The 20,316-nt window shown below is 52.6% G+C and carries 20 protein-coding genes; 11 read left to right on the forward strand and 9 right to left on the reverse strand.

The features are described from left to right. The first annotated feature begins 15 nt into the window (after nucleotides 1-15). Together B152_RS26615 and B152_RS23115 are read left to right on the forward strand one after the other, a co-directional pair. Nucleotides 16-144: a hypothetical protein gene (locus B152_RS26615; RefSeq protein WP_083921885.1), complete on the forward strand. Its 129-nt coding sequence runs from the start codon at nucleotides 16-18 to the stop codon at nucleotides 142-144. Nucleotides 145-469: 325 nt separating this feature from the next. Further along, on the forward strand, nucleotides 470-1,435 hold the full coding sequence (locus B152_RS23115; protein WP_020592125.1) for a LysR substrate-binding domain-containing protein: 966 nt from the start codon (nucleotides 470-472) through the stop codon (nucleotides 1,433-1,435). On the opposite strand, the gene B152_RS0109235 is transcribed toward B152_RS23115, so the two are convergent. The 3 genes from B152_RS0109235 to B152_RS0109245 form a co-directional block, all read right to left on the reverse strand. After that, nucleotides 1,432-2,232 carry an iron chelate uptake ABC transporter family permease subunit gene (locus B152_RS0109235; protein WP_020592126.1) on the reverse strand — a complete coding sequence of 267 codons (801 nt, stop codon included), beginning with the start codon at nucleotides 2,230-2,232 and terminating at the stop codon, nucleotides 1,432-1,434. The two genes, B152_RS23115 and B152_RS0109235, sit on opposite strands and share 4 nt — an antisense overlap. A gap of 2 nt (nucleotides 2,233-2,234) precedes the next feature. Beyond that, complete coding sequence (locus B152_RS0109240; RefSeq protein ID WP_020592127.1) at nucleotides 2,235-3,140, reverse strand: ATP-binding cassette domain-containing protein; 906 nt, start codon at nucleotides 3,138-3,140, stop codon at nucleotides 2,235-2,237. A 97-nt stretch (nucleotides 3,141-3,237) separates the two neighbouring features. After that, nucleotides 3,238-3,735 (reverse strand): Fur family transcriptional regulator, encoded by a 498-nt coding sequence (locus tag B152_RS0109245; RefSeq protein WP_020592128.1) that lies wholly within the window; start codon nucleotides 3,733-3,735, stop codon nucleotides 3,238-3,240. Between the two features lie 149 nt (nucleotides 3,736-3,884). On the opposite strand from B152_RS0109245, the gene znuA reads away from it, so the two are divergent. Continuing rightward, complete coding sequence (gene znuA, locus B152_RS0109250; protein WP_026261420.1) at nucleotides 3,885-4,976, forward strand: zinc ABC transporter substrate-binding protein ZnuA; 1,092 nt, start codon at nucleotides 3,885-3,887, stop codon at nucleotides 4,974-4,976. Nucleotides 4,977-5,135: 159 nt separating this feature from the next. Continuing rightward, entirely contained in the window at nucleotides 5,136-5,810 is a 675-nt protein-coding gene (locus tag B152_RS25260) for an ATP-dependent Clp protease proteolytic subunit (RefSeq protein ID WP_020592130.1), read from the forward strand. Nucleotides 5,811-6,105: 295 nt separating this feature from the next. Here B152_RS25260 and B152_RS0109260 read toward each other — a convergent pair whose 3' ends face one another. The 3 genes from B152_RS0109260 to betI all read right to left on the reverse strand — a co-directional run bounded on the left by B152_RS0109260 (nucleotide 6,106) and on the right by betI (nucleotide 8,843). Beyond that, the gene (locus tag B152_RS0109260) at nucleotides 6,106-6,549 is read right to left on the reverse strand and encodes an HIT domain-containing protein (protein WP_020592131.1); all 444 of its coding nucleotides are present in this window, start codon (nucleotides 6,547-6,549) and stop codon (nucleotides 6,106-6,108) included. A gap of 111 nt (nucleotides 6,550-6,660) precedes the next feature. After that, the gene (betB, locus tag B152_RS0109265) at nucleotides 6,661-8,127 is read right to left on the reverse strand and encodes a betaine-aldehyde dehydrogenase (RefSeq protein WP_020592132.1); all 1,467 of its coding nucleotides are present in this window, start codon (nucleotides 8,125-8,127) and stop codon (nucleotides 6,661-6,663) included. An 83-nt stretch (nucleotides 8,128-8,210) separates the two neighbouring features. Continuing rightward, the gene (gene betI, locus B152_RS0109270; RefSeq protein WP_026261421.1) at nucleotides 8,211-8,843 is read right to left on the reverse strand and encodes a choline-binding transcriptional repressor BetI; all 633 of its coding nucleotides are present in this window, start codon (nucleotides 8,841-8,843) and stop codon (nucleotides 8,211-8,213) included. 391 nt (nucleotides 8,844-9,234) lie between these two features. Here betI and B152_RS0109275 point away from each other — a divergent pair, with 391 nt between their 5' ends. The 4 genes from B152_RS0109275 (at nucleotide 9,235) to B152_RS0109290 (ending at nucleotide 13,277) form a co-directional block, all read left to right on the forward strand. Beyond that, nucleotides 9,235-10,197, forward strand: a complete 963-nt coding sequence (locus B152_RS0109275) for a choline ABC transporter substrate-binding protein (RefSeq protein WP_211212178.1) — start codon at nucleotides 9,235-9,237, stop codon at nucleotides 10,195-10,197. Between the two features lie 268 nt (nucleotides 10,198-10,465). After that, a complete protein-coding gene (choW, locus tag B152_RS0109280) occupies nucleotides 10,466-11,326 on the forward strand; it encodes a choline ABC transporter permease subunit (protein WP_020592135.1) in 861 nt (286 codons plus the stop codon). Nucleotides 11,327-11,342: 16 nt separating this feature from the next. Beyond that, on the forward strand, nucleotides 11,343-12,551 hold the full coding sequence (gene choV, locus B152_RS0109285) for a choline ABC transporter ATP-binding protein (protein ID WP_020592136.1): 1,209 nt from the start codon (nucleotides 11,343-11,345) through the stop codon (nucleotides 12,549-12,551). Nucleotides 12,552-12,560: 9 nt separating this feature from the next. Beyond that, nucleotides 12,561-13,277, forward strand: coding sequence for an HAD family hydrolase (locus B152_RS0109290; protein ID WP_020592137.1), 717 nt, complete (start codon nucleotides 12,561-12,563; stop codon nucleotides 13,275-13,277). A gap of 80 nt (nucleotides 13,278-13,357) precedes the next feature. On the opposite strand, the gene B152_RS0109295 is transcribed toward B152_RS0109290, so the two are convergent. Together B152_RS0109295 and bmt are read right to left on the reverse strand one after the other, a co-directional pair. Continuing rightward, nucleotides 13,358-14,164 (reverse strand): substrate-binding periplasmic protein, encoded by an 807-nt coding sequence (locus tag B152_RS0109295; RefSeq protein WP_020592138.1) that lies wholly within the window; start codon nucleotides 14,162-14,164, stop codon nucleotides 13,358-13,360. A 230-nt stretch (nucleotides 14,165-14,394) separates the two neighbouring features. Continuing rightward, a complete protein-coding gene (bmt, locus tag B152_RS0109300) occupies nucleotides 14,395-15,480 on the reverse strand; it encodes a betaine--homocysteine S-methyltransferase (protein WP_020592139.1) in 1,086 nt (361 codons plus the stop codon). Between the two features lie 319 nt (nucleotides 15,481-15,799). Between bmt and B152_RS0109305 the strand changes: the two genes are divergently transcribed. Together B152_RS0109305 and B152_RS25265 are read left to right on the forward strand one after the other, a co-directional pair. Further along, nucleotides 15,800-17,389, forward strand: coding sequence for a hypothetical protein (locus B152_RS0109305; protein WP_157231013.1), 1,590 nt, complete (start codon nucleotides 15,800-15,802; stop codon nucleotides 17,387-17,389). A 261-nt stretch (nucleotides 17,390-17,650) separates the two neighbouring features. After that, a complete protein-coding gene (locus B152_RS25265) occupies nucleotides 17,651-18,397 on the forward strand; it encodes a transporter substrate-binding domain-containing protein (protein ID WP_020592141.1) in 747 nt (248 codons plus the stop codon). 38 nt (nucleotides 18,398-18,435) lie between these two features. Here the strand turns inward: B152_RS25265 and B152_RS0109315 are convergent, their stop codons facing one another. Further along, a complete protein-coding gene (locus tag B152_RS0109315) occupies nucleotides 18,436-18,933 on the reverse strand; it encodes an Lrp/AsnC family transcriptional regulator (RefSeq protein WP_020592142.1) in 498 nt (165 codons plus the stop codon). 149 nt (nucleotides 18,934-19,082) lie between these two features. Here B152_RS0109315 and B152_RS0109320 point away from each other — a divergent pair, with 149 nt between their 5' ends. Then, nucleotides 19,083-20,315 (forward strand): 3-methyl-2-oxobutanoate dehydrogenase (2-methylpropanoyl-transferring) subunit alpha, encoded by a 1,233-nt coding sequence (locus B152_RS0109320; protein WP_020592143.1) that lies wholly within the window; start codon nucleotides 19,083-19,085, stop codon nucleotides 20,313-20,315. Nucleotide 20,316: the final 1 nt, after the last annotated feature.

A 20,316-nucleotide genomic window follows, 5' to 3' on the forward strand; every position in this document is an offset into this window, starting at 1 on the left:
GCAATCTTTGGATCGATGAAGCGGCTCTGGGGAATGGGCCGCTCCCGCTTTATGGGGCTGGCTCGAACCCATGTACACTTTACACTCGCAGCTATCGGATGGAATTTAAATAAGGGCGAAAGGTTTCGAAAAGCCTATGGGTAAAGCGACTAAACAACCCAAAATGATCTCTTTGTGACAACGAATAATGTGTAAAGCCTTTGCTCGAAGCCAAAAGCATTACACATTATTCGTAAATTACTCAGATAAAGACGTTTTGCTGAGGTCTCTTACAGTAAGTAAGTTGAAAAATTCTCCGGAAACACTTCTTCGTTTTGGCTGAATTTTGATACAGCTGTTACAAATGTCAGTCATGATGTTCTCTTCTCTTTCTGATAATATAATCTTGTTGAACATGAAAGAAATTTGCGCTTTTCCAGGCTGGATATCCAACTAAAATCCGATTACATTGCATAAGGAGGATTTATGTATGGCGCCATCTCGATTGCCCCCCCTGTCATCGCTTCGGGTTTTTGAAGCGGCTGCCAGACATTGTAGCTTTACCCGTGCAGCGGAAGAACTGGGCATGACCCAGGCTGCTGTCAGTTACCAGATCAAGATCCTTGAAGAGCGGGTTGGGTCCAATCTGTTTTTGCGCAAGCCCCGGCAGGTGAGCCTGTCGGAAACAGGGTTGCGGCTGGCACCGGTGGTCAGTCAGGCCTTTGATCTGCTGCACAATGCCTTTGCTGCAGAAGAAGACGACAGCCAGTCCCTGTTGACAATCTCGACGCTTCAGACTTTTGCCGCCAACTATCTGGTTGAACGTATCGGGCGTTTTCAGATGGAACATTGCAACCTGGCCGTTCGGCTTGATGCCTCGCAGGAGATGCGAAATTTTGCGCGGGAAGAGTTCGATCTGGGGATACGCTCAGGCATGGGAAACTGGTCGGGACTTGTCAATCATTTGCTAATGCCGGCATCCTTCACCCCGATGCTCAGCCCTGGATTGGCTGAAAGCATTGGGGGAATAAAAGAGCCTGCCGATCTGCTCAGGCTGCCGTTTATTGATGCAAGTGATCCCTGGTGGAAAGTCTGGTTTGATGCAGCAGGAACATCATTAGATGATTTGAGCACACGCCCGAGGAACCGATTGGGGTCGCAGACACTTGAAGCCACAGCTGCCATGGCGGGACAAGGCGTCGCTGTTCTCACGCCGTTATTTTATCGCAAGGCGCTGAATGAGGGGAGTCTGATCCAGCCTTTCGATCTGGTTTGTAAAGATATTGAGGGCTGTGGATACTGGCTGGTCTATCCTGAAGCGCGCCGGAATTCACGCAAGATCAAAATCTTCCGCAGTTGGCTGGAAGCTGAATTGAAACAGAGCTTTATCAATGAGGAACTGGCGATTAAAGCACAGGGCTGTCTGAAAATATCAAAACCCCTGTCTGTTAGCTAGGGTCGCACTGTGCGCAGCAGTGAGCCAGCCAGCAGACTGCCAAGAAACAACATCAACTGTGCGACAACAACGGAAGGCCCCGAAGGGGTGTCCCACTGCAGTGAGCCAAACAGACCTGCGACGACAGAAGCGCCGCCGATCAGGGCGGCGATTGCCGCCATCTGTTCCGGAGTTCGGGCGAAGCGGCGGGCAGCCGCAGCGGGGATAATCAGCAGCGAAGTGATCAACAGGACCCCGACAACTTTCATGGCAATGGCTATGACAATCGCCACTGTTACCATGAACAGGGTTTGGGTCAGGGTGATGTTGATGCCTTCAGCTCGGGCCAACTCCTCATGCAGGGTCAGGGCGAGCAGGTCTTTCCAGATATAGCCAAGCAACGCCAGAGCGATGGTGCCGCCGCCATAGATCCAGTAGATGTCTTCAAGGGTTACGGCGAGAACATCGCCAAAAAGGTAAGACAGCAGATCAACCCGATAGCCCTGTAACAGACCCAGCACGACAAGGCTGATGGCAAGACTGGAATGGGCAAGAATACCGAGAAGGGTGTCACTGGCGATACGTTTCTGGTGCTGGAACAGGGTGACCAGCAGAGCAATCATGATAGCCGTAGCAACGATCCCGAGCGTGAGATTAAAACCAAGCAGAAGGCCCAGTGCGACCCCGAGCAGGGCGGAATGAGCAAGGGTGTCGCCAAAGTAGGCCATGCGCCGCCAGACAACAAAACAGCCGAGAGGTCCAGAGATCAAGGCAACCCCAACCCCGGCGATCAGAGCCCGAAGCAGAAAATCTTCCATGATCAGTTTCTCTCTTTCCGGGCGGTTTCCGGTTCGTCAGGGTGGTGGCAATCAGACCCGTGTATGTGCTGATGGGCTTCTGTCCCGTCATGGGAGTGGTCATGCAGGTGATGATAGACCGCCAGTCCCGGTTTGGTCTGGCCGCCAAACAGGGCCAGATATTCCGGGCTGTCGCTGACCTGGGTCGGTGCACCGGAACAGCAGACATGTCCATTGATACAGACCACACGGTCGGTTTCAGCCATGACGATATGCAGGTCGTGGGAAACCATCAGAATGCCAAAGCCGTTTTGTTCGCGCAGTCGGGAAATTAGGCGATAAAGTTCAGTTTGTCCCTGAAAATCAACACCTTGAACAGGTTCATCCAAAACCAGCAAGTCCGGTTTGCGTAGAATTGCCCGGGCCAGCAGAACCCGTTGAAACTCGCCCCCTGACAGACTCTGTACCGGCTGTTCCAGGGTTTGTGCTGCACCGACACTGAGCAGGGCTTCCTTGCGGTCGGCAAGAGAATGGGGAGACGGGATTGAAAGGAAGCGCTCGACGGTCATGGGCATGATCGGGTCAATGTTCAGTCTTTGCGGTACATAACCGATCACCAGTCCATGACGACGCCATACCTCGCCCTTGCTTGGCCTGATTGCCTGCAAGAGGGCCCGGATCAAGGTTGATTTTCCCGCGCCATTGGGGCCGATCAGTGTAACAATCTCGTTGCGATGAACGGTAAGGTTTACCTGGTCAAGGGCAACACGGCCACCAAACTCCACGGTCAGATCACTGGCCTGGATCAGAGGTTCTCCACTGGCAGGGTTTACACTGCTATGATCATGTCCACAACCGCAGTCCACTTCACTTTGGAGAAGGGGAGATGTTGGGGAACCGTTTTTTTGACTTGCCACTTCTCTGACCATTTTGGCCGTGTTTCCTTGTTTTATCTGGTCTTGCAGAAATGCTCAGGTGTTTTAAGCACCGGCTTAATGATAAAAAGCCTCTACTGAATTCGGATCTCTACGAATTGGGGCGGCAGTCCGGGCAGGTGCCTCTGACTTCAAGGGTACGCTGCTCTGGACGGAAGCCCAGTGTTGCAGCCTTGGTCACAATCGCCTGATCAATTGCCTCGTCATGAACCTCGGCAGCACAACCGCAGTCCGTGCAAATCAGAAACAGTCCGGCATGTTCCTCGGCGGGGTGGGCGCAGCCGACGTAGGCATTCAGCGATTCAATCCGGTGGATCAGGCCCTGCTCCATCAGGAACTCGAGAGCCCGATAGACCGTCGGTGGGGCCGTTTTGCCGCTTTCCTGGGATAATTTCGACAGGACATCATAAGCTCCGACAGGATGATGGCTTTCCCAGATCAGCTCAAGTACCCGTCGGCGAGCCGGGGTAAGGCGTACACTCCGCGACAGGCACAGCTTGTCTGCCACCTTCATGGCGGTATGAATACAGCGCCCGTGATCGTGGTTGTTGGTATCAAAAGAAAGAGAAACGGTGTCGAAGTTTTTCATGGCTCTTTAAATATCGTGTCTTGACAGAACTGTAAATGTTATAACATAACAATATTATATTTTTCAAAATAATTCGTAAACTATGATTCGTTCGAGGAACCCCAATGTCCCGTTTTTCCAGGCTAACATCCGCTGCTTTATTGAGCCTCATGCCGAAGAAATCGTTTTCAACCCTGTTCGCCCTGCCATTGGGAGTTCTGATAACCGGGAGTGCTCTGGCCGATGAAGCTCCCCGAGTTGCTGTTTCGATTTTGCCGATCCACGCGCTGGTCCAGTCGGTAATGGAAGGGGTAGGAGAACCCGAGCTTTTGATTGACCAGGGCGCTTCTCCGCATGGTTATAGTCTGCGTCCCTCCCAGGTGCGTGCCCTCAACTCGGCTGATCTGGTGGTCTGGGTTGGTGAGGGTATGGAAACATTTCTGGTGAAGTCCCTGCATCAGAAAGCTGAAAATGGTGGGACGGGTCATGCGCTTGAGCTGATGGATATTGCTGGTATTACGCTTTTGGAAAATCGGACGGCCGGGGCATGGGAAACCGAAGAAGGGCACAATCACGCGGAAGAAGCAGAAGGACATGATCATGCTGGGCGAGCAGAAACTGAGCCCGACCACGATCAGGACGACGACCACGACCACGACCACGACCACGATCGTGGGCCGGGGCATGATGCGCATAGCGAAGAGGCCCACCATCATGACGAAGATCATGATCATAATCATGGAAAGTATGACTCCCATATCTGGCTGTCGCTTGATAATGCAGCGGTGATTGTCGCCCGGGTTGGGGAGGAGTTGGCGCGGATTGATCCTGCTCATGCCGAGATTTATGCGGCAAACGTCAGTAAAACCCAGGCTTCTTTGGTCGTTTTGAAGCAGGATATTGCCGGGAAACTCGCCCCGGTTTCCACAAAGCCCTATCTGGTGTTTCATGATGCTTATCAATATTTTGAGCAGACTTTTGACCTGAATGTCGTCGGAGCTGTGACGCTTAATCCTGAACGTAAGCCCGGAGCAAAGCGCTTGAGTGAACTGCGTCACCTGCTTGAGGAAAGTGGGGCGGTCTGTGTGTTCCGGGAACCACAGTTCCAGCCTGCGGTGGTTGAGGTGTTGAGCGAAAACCTTCCTGTAGAGATTGGCGAACTTGATCCTCTTGGCGCAAGCCTGGAAAAAGGGGCTGATGCCTATCCGCGCCTGATGAAGGGACTGGCAGATTCTCTATCGGGCTGTCTGTCGAAAAAATAGCTAACCTCCCGGGCAAGCTTGGATATTGTCGTTTACTTGTTCCTGTAATTGGTGTGAATATGCCTGCGCATGGCGATTTGAAAGGGCAGGGTGCCCCCGCGATGGAGGCTGACTGCTTCCCGCTTCGTCATTTGGCTGCTTTGCTACCGGGAGGGGATAATGGGAAAAACGATATTGGCTGCTCTGATGATGAGCCTGGGGATCGCTACAGCGTCTGCAGACGAGGTTGTCATTGGCTCGGTTGAAAAGGAAATCGGCAAGGATGAGGTCGCAAGTGTGTCGATCTATTTCCTTGCCGATGTTTCCATGCCCAGTGTCAATGAACTGGTGCTGGATCTGCACAATATCGAGATGAATTACCCCAATGTTAAAAATATCTATCTGTTGATCAGCAGCTACGGTGGAGACATGGATGCAGGGTATATTGCCTATCAGGCGATCCGCAGCATGCCTGTGCCGGTAACCACGATCAATCTTTCGGATGTCAGCTCAGCCGCGACCATGCTTTATTGTGCAGGAACGCGTCGCTTGGGTGTAGACAGTTCCTACTTCCTGCTGCATCCGGCCAAGATCCGTGATTCCTCCTGGCAGGACCCAACGGCGATTTCGCAACTTCTTCAGGAAAACAAGCGCTATAACAGTCTGTTTAAAAAGATTTATGGCAGCTGTACCAGCTTTAACGAGAGCGAGATCGAGGCCTTCCTCAACAGCGAAAGCAATCGCCTGTATATCTCCCAGGAAGAGGCTATCTCCCGTAAATTATCGACCGGTGTTATCGACAAGCTCCCGACCAGCGAGTTGGTCTACACCATTCGGGATGACTATTCCAACTAGATGACAAACACGATAATCGAGGCTTGGGCCATGGCTGATTTTAGGGCCAGCTGTCGCGAATGGACAATTCCATGCAGCAGATAGGGTTTTCCTGATCCGTGTTCTGCAGGTATAGAAGAGACTTCACTGGCTGGCGTTTGTCCAAAGCAGTATCTGCTATATCCCGAACAACGGGATAAGCGATCCGGTTTTCGGAAGCCGATGAAAAAAGAAGCCGCAACGGGTGTGCGGGACTGAGGTTAGGCAGGAGCCTGAGAAAGACGATCTTGAGCAGTGCTCAGGGAGGCTGTCTTTCTCAGGTTGAGAGCTTCCCGTCCCCGATTGCGGCTTCAAGTTTTAGCAGGAGAACGCTGCTTGCTTCATCGCTGTAGGCAAGCGGCGCTCCAACGCCCCAGACCGGACCCGGCCAGGCCGGGTCGCTCTGTGAACGTGCGATAACATGGATGTGCAGTTGCGGAACCATGTTGCCCAAGGCGGCAACATTGATCTTGAAAGCCGAAAAATCCTGCACCAGAACCTCGGAGACCTTGCGAACTTCTTCCATGACGGCAGCGAGTTCTGTCGCCCCCAGATCGTGCAGTTCGCGCAAGCCATTGCTCCGCGGTACCAGAATAAGCCAGGGATAGCGACTGTCGTTCATCAGCAGGACCCGGCAATGCTGCAGGTCTGTGACAAGAAGCGTATCGGCTTTCAGGCGTGGATGCAGATCAAAGGTTTCGCTCAAGGTTCTTTTGTCCATGTTGTCGTCAGGGTTTCTGAGGGGTGCTGTTCTTGAGTGCGCCTTCAGAAACCAGTTGTTTTCGACCCTCTGGAAAGGGCCTGGTAAAAGTGATCAGGCAACAGACTGGCCCTAGTAAGGGCAGTCCACGTCCCCCATTTCCACATAAACCGACTTCAACTGAGTGAAGTGGTCCACTGCAACAGTGCCGTTTTCACGTCCGATGCCCGATTGCTTGTAGCCACCAAAGGGCATTTCTATCGGGGTGATGTTGTAGTTGTTGATCCAGCAGGTACCTGCCTCGAGGTTGGCGATGACGCGGTGGGCGCGGGTGATGTCCTGGGTAAAGACCCCGGCGGCAAGACCGAACTGCGTGTCGTTTGCCGCAGCGACCACTTCATCTTCATCGCTGAAGGTGATGACGGACATGACAGCACCGAAGATTTCCTCGCGGGCAATGCGCATGTCCGCTGTGACATTGGTGAAGACTGCGGGCTGGAGGAAGTTGCCTTTTTCAAAGCCTTTCACGGTTACCTGCTTGCCACCATAGGCGAGGGTTGCGCCCTCTTTCTGTCCGATCTCGATGTAACCGAGTACCTTTTCCATGTGATCGCGGTGGATCAGGGAGCCAACCTGGGTCTCCGGGTTCATCGGATCGCCGATGATCATTTTCTCGGTACGGGCAATCAGCTTCTCAATGAACTTGTCCTTGATGTCCTTGTGAACATAGACACGGGTGCCGTTGGAACAGATTTCACCCTGGGTATAGAAATTTGCCAGCATGGCGGCGGAGACCGCGTTATCGAGCTTGGCATCCTCAAAAACGATCAGCGGGGACTTCCCGCCCAGTTCAAGTGTGACGTGCTTGAGGGTCTTGGCCGCTGATTCCATCACGCGTTTGCCCGTTGGCACAGAGCCCGTCAGGGAGATCTTCTCGATGCCCTCGTGTTCTGCCAGCATCTGTCCAACCGGACCAAGACCGGAAACCACATTGAAGACGCCGTCAGGCAGTCCGGCTTCGGTGTATATCTCGGCCAATTTCAGTGCGGTCAAGGGGGTGACTTCCGACGCCTTGTAGACCATGGCATTGCCACAGGCGAGAGCGGGAGCAGATTTCCAGCAGGCGATCTGGATCGGGTAGTTCCAGGCGCCAATCGCACCACAAACACCCAAAGGCTCCTTGCGGGTGAAGGCAAAATTGCCGTTGGCCAGTTGGATGTGCTCGCCGTTCAGCGAAGCGGCAAGCCCGGCAAAATATTCAATGCATTCCGCGCCGGATTCAACGTCGACACAGTTGGCTTCCTGCAAGGGCTTCCCTGTATCCGTGACTTCCAGCGCTGCCAGTTCATCGTTGCGTTCACGCAGCAGCGCCACGGCCCGCAGCAGAATACGGCTGCGCTCTGTCCCGCTCATCTTTGACCAGACTTTAAAGCCCGCCTTGGCTGCGGCAACGGCTTTGTCGACATCTGCTGCCGAGGCGATCTGTACGTCGCAAATCACTTCGCCTGTTGCCGGGTTGATGGTTTCAAAGGTCTGTCCCGAGGTGGCATCCACGTACCCGCCATTGATGTAAAGTTTTTGGGTGGGGAGCTTACTCATGATCGCGTGTCCTTAAGGTCTGATGTCGCATTAACTTACGTGCATGTTTTAAAACGGGGGGCTGATTACAAGGCAAGCGGAGCTTACTCGGTAAGAAGCCTGCCCGTAGTGGCGCTTGTCTTGCCGGTTGTATCCTGGAAGACAAGGATCTGGCTGTTGATATAGCTTTCCATAATAGAGATCGCTTCTTTCGGTGTCACGCCACCAGCTGTCAGGGCGCAGCGGATCCAGAGCCCTTCGACCATCGCGGCAAGCCCGGTTGCTGTGCTTCGTACCATTGAGGCTGGCAACAGCGGTTTAAGTGCATGCTGGAAATTACTGTGCATCCGGCGTTCGTTGATCCGGTGCAGGCGGGCCAATTCTGGCGATGTTGGAACAAGTGCCCAGAAAGCGAGCCAGACATCAACAACGCCAGGTTTGAACTGGTCGTGGGCAAAGTTGGAATAAACGACGGCGAGGAGACGTTCTATAGGGGTTTTTGCTTTGGCAAGACGGATAGAGGTCTCTTCACCCAGCTGGCGCATCAGATGCTGGAGTGTCGCTGTCAACAAGCCGGATTTGTCATCAAAATAATGGGCGACGATGCCAGAGGAAAGGCCGGCGCGTTTGCTGATCTTCGAGATGCTGGCATTGGTGAAACCCTCTTCGTGAATCAAAGCAATGGTTGCCTCGATCAACTGGGTTTTCCTGATTTCTTCCATCCCGACTTTCGGCAAGGCCTGCGACTCCTCTGTTCTTGTGCAGTGTTCCCTTTGGGGCATCTGTCCTAGGGGCGTGCTTGGTTTCTGGAGGGGCCTTTGCCCTTTAGATCCAGCTTGCCAGTCGCATGTTTCTTTTGGGCGATCCCGGCATTTTGCAGCGTTATTGTCTGTTTGTTCCTTCATCAATAATTTATTTTTATTGAACGTTCAATCAAAATAAATTATTGATAGAGATGTCATGGATATTTTTTATGCTTCCTATTGCATAATTTTATACCGTGTCAAAGGGAGCGTATTCGGGCAATCTATCCTGCGAAAAAACAATAAGAAGCTCGCAGGGAGACGCCGTTAAATATAATATATAGCCCTCTGGACCGCTCTGGAGGGAAAAATGGAGGCAAGTGGAATGAAACTCAAGCATATGATTTCGGCCAGCACACTGGCAATTTCAACGGCAATCGCGGTAGCAGGCTTTTCAGCAACTGCACAGGCTGCTGATCCGGCGGAATGCCAGGCTGTCACTTTCTCGGATGTTGGTTGGACTGATATCACCGCAACGACTGCAACGGCATCCGTTGTTTTGGAAGGCCTCGGTTACAAGCCAGTAACACAGATCCTTTCCGTACCTGTTACCTACGCTGGTCTGAAAAATGGTGATGTTGATGTTTTCCTTGGCAACTGGATGCCAACAATGGAAGCCGATATCGCACCTTACCGCGAAGAAGGTTCTGTTGAGGATCTCGGTGCAAACCTGGAAGGGGCCAAGTACACTCTTGCCGTACCGACATACCTGGCAGACAAGGGCCTGAAAGATTTTGCCGATATTGCAAAGTTCAAGGATGAACTCGAGGGCAAAATCTATGGCATCGAACCGGGCAACGACGGTAATCGTCTGATTCAGGGCATGATTGATGGTGACAGCTTTGGCCTGAAAGACTTTGAAGTGGTTGAATCTTCCGAAGCAGGCATGTTGTCGCAGGTTTCCCGTTCGACCCGCCGTGACAAGGGTGTTGTTTTCCTTGGCTGGGCACCACATCCGATGAACTCTAATTTTGAGCTGACCTACCTTACTGGTGGGGATGATGTGTTCGGACCAAACTTTGGTGGGGCAAACGTACATACCAACGTCCGCAAGGGTTACACTACCGAGTGCCCGAACGTGGGCCAGCTGTTGAATAACCTGAAATTCTCTCTCGCCATGGAAAACGAAATCATGGGCGCGATTCTGGATGAGGGTAAAGACGGTCCTGTTGCTGCGACTGAATGGCTGAAAGCCAATCCGGCTGCTCTTGATGCTTGGCTTGCAGGCGTGACTACCCTTGATGGTAGCGACGGTCTGGCTGCTGTAAAAGGTCATCTTGGTCTATAGGATTGCCTGCCTGTTTCATTTGATTGCAGAGGGCTGGCTTTACTGTCAGCCCTCTTGCATGTTCTCATTGCAAGAACAAATCCAGCGACAGTAAGAAACCGTCCGCGACGCAAGAAGACGGTCTGACTGCCAGAACAAAAATAATCAGGGCTGGAGCCTGATACCTCTCTCCGGGATGTTCCGCGACATGTAACAGGGGTGACATGTCATCAAGGAATAGGGGAGAAGGACATCGGGATCACCCTCAAAGAACAAAAAGGGTTTCACTATGTCCAGCATCGAAGAGTGGTTGATTGGTCATAAAATTCCTGTCGGTAAATGGGGCGAGAGTTTTTTTGATTTTCTCATCGATAATTTTTCAGGATTTTTTGATCTGTTTTCGGATGTTATGTCCTTTCTGATCAAGGGGTCAGTTGAAGGCCTGCTCTATCTTCCGCCGATTGTTCTGGTGGCCCTGATTGCAGCCTTGGCCCATTTTTTACAGCGATCCTGGAAGCTGAGCCTTTTTGTGTTTCTGTCTCTGCTTTTCATCATCAATCAGGGATATTGGGAAGAAGCGATCCAGTCGCTGGTTCTGGTGCTTTATTCGACCCTTGTTTGTATGCTTGTGGGGGTTCCTCTTGGCGTTGCTGCGGCGCATCGCCCCTGGCTGTTCTCTATTTTGCGCCCGATCCTTGATCTGATGCAGACCATTCCCACCTTTGTCTATCTTATCCCTGCGATGATCCTTCTGGGGCTTGGTATGGTTCCGGGGATGATTGCGACGGTGATTTTTGCTGTTGCTGCCCCGATCCGTCTGACCCACCTGGGCGTCTCCTCGGTGCCGACACCTCTGATAGAGGCGGCTGAATCTTTTGGCGCGACCAAAAGCCAGCTGCTGTGGAAGGTCGAGATTCCCTTTGCCCTGCCGACGATTATTGCCGGGGTTACCCAGTGTATCATGCTGTCACTTTCGATGGTGGTGATTGCCGCCATGGTTGGTGCACCGGGCCTTGGTGTGCCGGTGCTCCGGGCTTTGTCCCAGGTCAAGCCTGATATGGGGATCGAAGCAGGTCTGGCCATTGTGATCATCGCAATCCTGCTGGACCGCTTGTGCAAGCAGCGTAACGCTCCGGTCAAGGGCGCATAAAGGGATGAAACAAAGCATGACATCTACTGCAGTAGAATTTAAAAACGTCGATATTATCTTTGGTGATCGGCAAAAAGAAGCCGTGCCAATGGTCGATGCGGGGAAAACCCGCGAAGAGATTCTTGATGCCACCGGCTGTGTACTCGGGGTGGCTGATGGCTCAATCAGGATTGAGGAAGGCGAGATCTGTGTGCTGATGGGCCTATCCGGTTCGGGCAAGTCTACATTGTTGCGCGCGGTCAATGGCTTGAACAAGGTGACCCGGGGCGAAGTGCTGGTACAGGACGGCGATACCATGGTTGATGTGGCGTCCTGTGATGCCAAAACCTTGCGCCATATGCGGACAGAACGGGTTTCCATGGTCTTTCAGCAGTTTGCACTGTTGCCCTGGCGTACCGTCGCCGAGAACGTGGGGCTCGGGCTGGAACTTAAAGGCATGCCGAAGGCAGAACGCGAAGCCATCGTCGAGGAAAAGCTGAAACTGGTCAGCCTCGACAAGTGGAAAGACAAGTATGCACACGAGCTGTCAGGCGGGATGCAGCAGCGTGTCGGTCTGGCGCGTGCCTTTGCGACCGATGCTGATATTCTATTGATGGATGAGCCTTTCTCCGCGCTTGATCCTTTGATCCGTGACCATCTTCAGGACGAGTTGCTGGAGTTGCAGCGCAATCTTAAAAAGACCATCATCTTTGTCAGCCACGATCTGGACGAAGCACTGAAAATCGGAACACATATCGCCATCATGGAAGGTGGTCGCATCGTACAGTATGGTGAGCCCGAAGAGATTGTGCTTAATCCGGCCAATGAATACGTGGCTGAATTTGTCGCCCACATGAACCCGCTCAATGTCTTGCGCTGTGCTTCGCTGATGACCGAGGTCGAGAACATGCGTCGCGATGGGGATCAGCTGATCCTGGATAAATACGATGCCTTCAAAGTGGATCTCGACGGGCAGGGGGCCGTGGTCAAGGCAACTTTTGACGGCAAGCTTGATTTGAAGCTCTTCTCCTATTCGGAAGAGACCGAGCTTGCGGATATTGTCTCGGATTGTGTTGTTGCTCTGGCATCGCCTGATATTACGATGAAACGGGCAATTGAATTGCGTCAGGCAACGGGGAATCCCGTTCTGCTGGTGAGAGATGGCCGCCTTGTCGGTGTGGTCGGGGATGAAGAGATCTATCAAGGCATCCTGCGGCAAAGTTCGATTGCCGATGCGGCGCAATAGGAATTGAAAATGTCTGAAAATACCAGTCCCGTGATCAAGGGTATCCTGTTCGACAAAGACGGAACCCTGCTTGACTATGCCAAAAGCTGGATGCCTTTGAACAGGAAGGCATCTCTTATGGCTGCGGCCGGAGACGAAACACTGGCGGCAAGAATTCTGGAAGCGACGGGCTATGATGCGGTACAGGATCGGGTGTTGCCCGGTTCCATGCTCGCAGCCAGCAGCAACGGCGAAATCATTGCCAAGTGGTGCGAATTCCTTCCTGGCGTCGCCTATGAAGATCTGTTGCAGCGGGTAGAGAAAATTTTCCAGGAAGATGGGGAAACAGCGGCTGTTGCCGTGACCGATCTTTCGGTGCTGTTTGATCGTCTGAAGGCCCGGGGACTGAAGCTGGGGGTGGCAACCAGTGACAGTGAGCAGGGCGCTCGCCGCTCGCTAAAGCGGTTTGGGGCGGTTGAAAAGCTTGATTTTATTGCCGGATATGATTCCGGACACGGTCTGAAACCGACAGCGGGCATGGTGCAGGGCTTCTGTGCTGCAATGTCCCTTGACCCTGATCAGGTGATGGTTGTCGGTGATAATCTGCATGATATGGAAATGGGGCACAATGCCGGGGCGGGGCTCAAGGTCGGGGTTCTGACCGGGACATCCGAGCGGGATGTTCTTGCAACTTTGGCAGACCATGTCTTGGGATCGATTGAAGAGCTGGAAACTATTCTCACATAAAAGACTGTGGAAGATTTAAGAAGCCATTCCCTGTACTGCTGCTGTTGATTGTCAGTGGCGGTGCAGGTTTTTTTTATTATCTAGCCTGTAATATCCATATCTTCCGGGTCTCCAAGGTACTTGTTCATGATCTTCTGGATTGTACCGTCCTGCTGTAGCTCACCAATGATTTCATCGTAACGCCGGATGAGATTTTCCTGGTCTGGAAAATCAGAAGCCTTGGTGAAGACATTGTAATAACGCGTGGATTTTAAGGGATGAGGCAGATAGGAGATCTTGCCGAGATTACCGTTACGCTTTTCCTCATAGAGGGTGCTGATGGTATTCAGCGGGACCAGATCAAAACGACCGGCGAGCAGTTTCGTGATCTGCTGGTCATTATTGGTTGTGATATCCAGCAACAGGCCTGCCTGCCAGAATTCCGGCGTATAGGCGACATCCTTTGTTGCGCCGATGGTCACCCCCTTAAGGTCTGATAACTGGTTGAACCTGTACTTTCCGGCATCTTCCCGGCGGAGGAAAAAATTCCAGGTCAGATCAATGTAGGACTTTTCGGGATAAATCAGATAGTCGAGCCGCGATTGCTTTTTTGAAAAGAGCAGAAGCATATCGGCCTTGCCCAGGCGTGCTTCTTCCTGAATTCGGGCATCAGACTTGATCAGGCGCAGCCTGAAGCCGAGATCAAGTCTTTTCATGACTTCAGTGATGATTTCTACATCTATCCCTTTAAGTTCTCCATCTTCTTCATACTTGAAGGGGGCCTGCGGTGTGGCCAAGAGGATCAGATCCCGCGCTTGAGTGGTTGAAAACAGAGTAACTACGCCCATAAACAGGCAGGATAACCAAAGACATCGCAAACCAGGTTTTCTCAAGCGTGTTTTGATCATCAAACTTTTCCTCAGGAAGAAACGCAACGAGAGGAAAGGTCTCAACTTTGGTTGATCCTGATCCTCGACCCTGGAAGCAGGTAAGGTACCTCAAGATTGTCGTAGAAACCGAGTATATCACTTTGTATGTTAAGCTTTGGTGAAATTGATTGTTTGTATAGAAAAGCCCCGGAAAGAGGGATCTCTATCCGGGGCTTTTCTAATTGATCATCTTGCGCAAGTTGGCCGGGTCAGAGCTGGCCGGGGAATTTTCCGTCGTCAGCAGCCTTGCGTTTGGGGTCACGCCCCCGGCGACGGCGGCCTTCGCCAGCCGGTGCTTCTGGTTTCGAGCCGAGGGGACCCAGGCTGTTCTGTTCCCGGGCGCCGTTGGATATCTCTCCCAATCGGGCGACAACTTCTTCCAGGCTCGGTTTTTTGCCCCGGGTGTGATTGTCCAGTGCATTGCGCATATGGCGTACGTGATCTGGTGAGGTGCCACAGCAGCCGCCAATGATGCGTATCCCGGCATCGACGGCAATTCTGGCATAGTCAGCCATCAGTTCCGGCGTTCCGTTGTAACGAATGGCGCCATCCACATATTCGGGGATACCACAGTTGCTTTTCGAGACCAGGATATCGCCTTCTTCTGCCGCCATCGCCATATTGATCAGCGCAGCAACCATTTCGGAGGCACCAACACCACAGTTGGCACCATAGGCAACGGGGACTGGTGAGAGTTCTTTGACCTTGCGGGCAAAGTTACTTGGGGTCAGCCCCATCATGGTCCGGCCATTGGTATCAAAGCTGAGCGTGGTAACAATCGGCAGGCCGGTTTCACTGCAGGCTGTAACGGCGGCTTCAAGTTCTTCCGGGGCGGAAATGGTTTCAAGCCAGAGAACATCGGCACCTGCGCCTGCCAGAGCAACGGCCTGTTCACGGAAGGCGTCTATTCCCTCCTGACGGGTCAAGCTGCCGACGGGCTCAAAGATATCCCCTGTGGGGCCCATAGAGCCTGCGACAATGACGGGACGACCAGCACTATTGGCGACACGTCTGGTAATTTCTACGGCAGCCGCATTAAGCTCGGCAACCCGGTCTTCCATCTTGTGCAGCTTCATCCGGTTCCGCGTTCCGCCAAAGGTATTGGTCAGGAGGATGTCCGACCCGGAATCGACAAAGGCTTTTTGCAAATTATAGATTTTTTCGGGCTGTTCGATGTTCCAGAGCTCGGGCGAGTCACCGGTTTCCAGACCCACATCGAAAAGGTTTGTCCCAGTTGCCCCGTCGGCAAGCAGCCAGTCACGCTTGCTCAGAAGCTCCAGAAATTTGTTCGACATGTGTCACCTACCTAACGAAGAATAAAATGATATCCCTGAAACTAGGCCTTTTTGGCAAGCGGCGCAAGCTACATCAGGAATTCTTTATATGGTTTTATATGTCTGATGGACGATCAAGGTGATGGTGATGACGGGTTTGTGACGGAGCAGTGGTAAAAAAATGATCTTTTGTTCGGTCACGACTGTTCATCGGTTGGAAAAAGGACTACATATAGGCCCCTCGCAATCGCTCTCCCGGCTGTTTGGGTGACGCTAAGTTGCTCTGGCGTTCGGCCGGACAGGGAGCTTGTGTGTGATGCAAGGGTTGGAAAACGGGTTCATGTCGAGTTTAAAAGATCGCAAGATCGGCGCAGGCCGATCCGCAACTGTATATCTGGACTATCTTCCGGACGGACGGGCGACTGCCCGGAAAATTTTTGTTGGCTCGACCCTTGCTGGCCTGGTGCACAATGTAATTTTTGGTGCGAACAATCCCTACATCTGGCACCGTGGATCAATCGCCGAGGCTGCCTGTCGCCGTCGGGTCCTTTCAAAATTGATGAAGCTCTGGCTGCCGGGCAAACTGCGGATTGCTGAAATTATTTCGGTTTCCTGGAATGAAGATTTCCGGGCCAATGAAATAACCATGGAATTTATCGATGGGCGGGCACCTTCGTTGCACCATCCCTTCTCTTCGGCAAAAGAAGGCGAGATAAAGGATCTGGTCGAGAACGTTATGAAGCCGCTGCAGGGGCTGTTGCTTGATGCCGGTTTTGACGGTCTGGCCTGGCAGGCAGGTTATGGCAACCCGGTTGCAACCAGTAACTTTCTGCTTGAAACCACAGATACAGGGGAAACCCGCTGGGTCTGGGTTGATCTGGAGTCCGGAGTTCCCGCTCTGTTTCCGGCCAACCCGATACTGCTGTTTACTTTCTATCTTCAGCGCACGCTGGCCAATGGTCGTCCGCTTTATGATGATGTTGATGTACCGCGGCTGCGGGACTATGTTGCCCGGCATCAGCAGGAACTGGGCAGTGTCTTGAATGCTGAAGAGCTGGCAGAGCTGGCGGGTGATGTCGAAGAATTACTGCCGGATGCCACGGATTGGCGTTTTATGTCGCGTCTGCAACGCAGTCTGCAGTCGCGCCTCGCCCGCAGCAGGATTTCTGAAGAAGAAGTAGCTTATTATAAAACCCGGCCTGTTCGCTGGTACAGCCGCCTCGCCAAACAGGGACTGGGCAAGGTTGCGACCAAGGTCGGAGAACTGTTGAGGGATAGCAAGCTGGTAAAACAGCTGACCCATATCGTGCCCAAGGTACGGGCATTTTTGCTGTTACCCTCCTATCGCAGCCAGCTCAGTCGTCTTCTGGTTGCCCGTGGCATTGAGGACTGGCACAAACGTCGCCAGCTCAATGATCGCGAAGCTGATCTGCTCAAGCATGAAATCGAAACCGGAGAGACAAGCCTCTATATTACTGATTTCGGTATTCTTATGGCGGCGAAACCTTTTGTGAAGGTTATCACCCTGGCGATACTTTTTACGTTGGGTGCTCTGGATGTTATCGGGATTCTTGGCGGGGTTATCGGCTATCTCTCAGCCGGTGTGATCGTACGGACCACCTATACCACCTGCCGGATTATTGCCTCGACAGGCAGAAAGGCCCATCGGCCTTGGCTGGCACTGATTGTCGGCTTTTTCCCGGTCGTTGGTAACGCAGCCTATCCCCTGCAGTTGCTTTATGAGGGGACGCGGGGCGGAAATGCGGTTGCCAAGTTTATCATCTATGATCTGATGGCCCGTCTTGGCCGGGCTGTTCCGATTTGGGGTGGCCCGGACACTTTGGTGGAGCATAAATTGAACAGCCTCGGGGATTTGCTGGTCCGTAAACGTGCGCCCTTGCCAGAACTGCATGAGAAGCAGGTTTTTTGAGTATACTATAGCGGGTTTTTGCTTTTAAAAACCTTGCCTGTCCGGCTGTTCTTTCCGCCATTAATATTCTGGTGATTGACAAAAAAGTTTAAATTCACAACCATGAGGTTAGACGCTGTTTAACTGGTCGCCATAAATGGTTTTGCAAATTTTGGACTGCCTGGAAGTTAAATATACTCTATACTTGGTGTTTCGGGGCAGTGGAAAGTTGCTCTGTTGTCGTCATTCATATGCAGGTGTTTCTCCGTTGGAGAGTTAGCTTTGCGCATTCTCGTTCTTCTGTTGCTTGTCTTCTGTGCTGCGTCTGCTCCGGCAAGGGCTGCCGATCTCAAAGTTCTGTTTCATGCCCGTGCCCCCTATTACAGCCAGTCTGGCGAGCAGGTTACCGGGCTGATTGCTGACCGGACAACAGAGATTTTCCAGAAGGCAGGCGTTTCTTTTTTCTGGGAAGAGATGCCACCCAAGAGACAGCTGGTAACAATTGGCAAAAACCTTGAACCGGTTTGTGCCACAGGCTGGTTCAAAACCCCTGAGCGTGAAATGTTTGCCCGTTACAGCCTGCCGATATATCAGGACAGACCCGCCGTGGTTCTGACCCGGCAGGATGCCATGGCAGTTCTTGTTCACAAGCGGGTTGACGGGCTGTTGGCTGATATCAGGGCATCGCTTTTGATCCGGGATGGCTATTCCTATGGCAGTTTTCTTGATGGCAGGATCGATGCAATCAAACCAAAAATGACTGCGACCAGCCAAACAAACGCGGTAATGGCTGACATGATCCTTCGGGGACGGGCAGACTATATGTTTATGGCAGAGGAAGAAGCCACTGCCCTGCTGGGAGAACTGGCTTTTGATGGTGGTGGGCTGGCTTTACATACTTTGGATGACATGCCGGAAGGCAATAAACGTCATATTATATGCAGCCAGCAGGTCAGTAGCATAATCCTGAACGCCCTTGACCGTGTTATTGAGGCGCTGGATGAAGAAAGAGTTGATGATGCAAGCTGAAACGGGTTTACGATAAAAAATCGTTATTCGGTATATCGTTACTTGATAAACTGGGATTTGGAGCCGGCCTGTTGCAGAGGATTGGGCAAGGAGTTTCGTTCGACAATGGACCGCAGGGCAAAGCGGGATCTGACTGCACGGATCGTCGGGATGCGGGTCAGTTTTTCCTGAAGAAATTTTTCAAAAGCCATCAGATCCGGAGCAACGACCTTGAGCAAAAAATCCTGACTTCCGGTCATGAGATAACACTCCACCACCTCTTCAAAACGCTCAATCGCCTCTTCAAAAAGTTTGAGGTTTTCCGAGGCCTGCTTTTCCAGCTCGACCGAGACAAAGATGTTGATCATATAGCCAAGCTTGGTCTGGTCGACGATGGCCGAATAGCCTTTGATCACCCCTTCGTCCTCAAGCATCTTGACCCGTCGGGCACAGGGGGTCGGCGAGAGACCAACCCGTTCAGCCAGATCAATCGACCGGATACGGCCTTCTTTCTGCAGGATTCGGAGAATCTTCATGTCAATGGCGTCGAGTTGCATAAATCTCTACTTTACGGGGCTATATTAGTGAATAACTGCTGAAATATTTTTTTCATACTATTCAGTTTAGCAAAAAACACCAGTGCATATATGGCATACTGGCTGACATAACCGGACAAAAAACGGGCGACACACCGAGGGAGTGATACATGTCGGAAGAACAGCGGCTACATCTTCACGTACCAGAACCAGAATTCCGTCCCGGGGATACCCCGGACTTTTCCAATGTGAACATTCCCAGTGCCGGCTCTGTGCGGCGACCAGAGATTGATGTGGCTCCCGAAGAAATCAGGGACATGGCCTATTCAATTATCCGGGTACTCAACCGTGAAGGTGAAGCCGTTGGTCCCTGGGCGGGGGAACTGAACGACGAAGAACTGATCGAAGGCCTGCGCCATATGATGACGCTGCGAACCTTTGATGCGCGTATGATGATGGCGCAACGCCAGGGCAAGACATCTTTCTATATGCAGCATCTTGGGGAAGAGGCGGTCTCTACCGCCTTCCAGAAGGTACTGGTCAAGGGCGACATGAATTTTCCGACCTATCGACAGGCAGGACTGCTGATCGCCCAGGACTATCCGATGGTCAAAATGATGAACCAGATCTACTCCAACGAGGAAGATCCCCTGCATGGCCGCCAACTGCCGATCATGTACTCTGAAAAGGAGTATGGTTTCTTCTCGATCTCCGGCAACCTCGGCACCCAGTATATACAGGCGGTTGGCTGGGCCATGGCCTCGGCGATCAAACACGATACCAAGATTGCCGCGGGCTGGATCGGCGATGGTTCCACCGCGGAATCTGACTTCCACGCCTCACTGGTTTTTGCCTCGACCTACAAGGCTCCGGTGATCCTGAACGTGGTTAACAACCAGTGGGCGATCTCGACCTTCCAGGGCATTGCCAAGGGCGGCTCCGGCACCTTTGCTGCCCGTGGGCATGGTTTTGGTATTCCGTCGCTGCGCGTTGATGGCAATGATTATCTGGCGGTTTATGCCGTGGCCAAGTGGGCAGCAGAACGGGCCAGGCGTAACCTCGGCCCGGTGATGATCGAATATGTCACCTACCGCGCTGGCGGTCATTCGACCTCGGATGATCCCGCCGCCTATCGTCCCAAGAAAGAGTCCGATGCCTGGCCGCTGGGCGACCCGATCGAGCGCATGAAGCTGCACCTGATTGGCAAGGGGATCTGGAGCGAAGCGCGACACAAACAGGCCGAAGCCGAAATCCGCGATCAGGTTCTGATTGCCCAGAAAGAAGCCGAAAGTCATGGCACCCTGCATTCCGGTGGTGCCCCTTCTGCGCGCGACATGTTCGAGGATGTCTATAAGGAAATGCCGCCACACCTGAGGCGGCAACGTCAGGAAGCGGGGATCTGAC

The organism is Kiloniella laminariae DSM 19542 (assembly GCF_000374005.1).
Classification (GTDB): Bacteria; Pseudomonadota; Alphaproteobacteria; order Kiloniellales; family Kiloniellaceae; genus Kiloniella; species Kiloniella laminariae.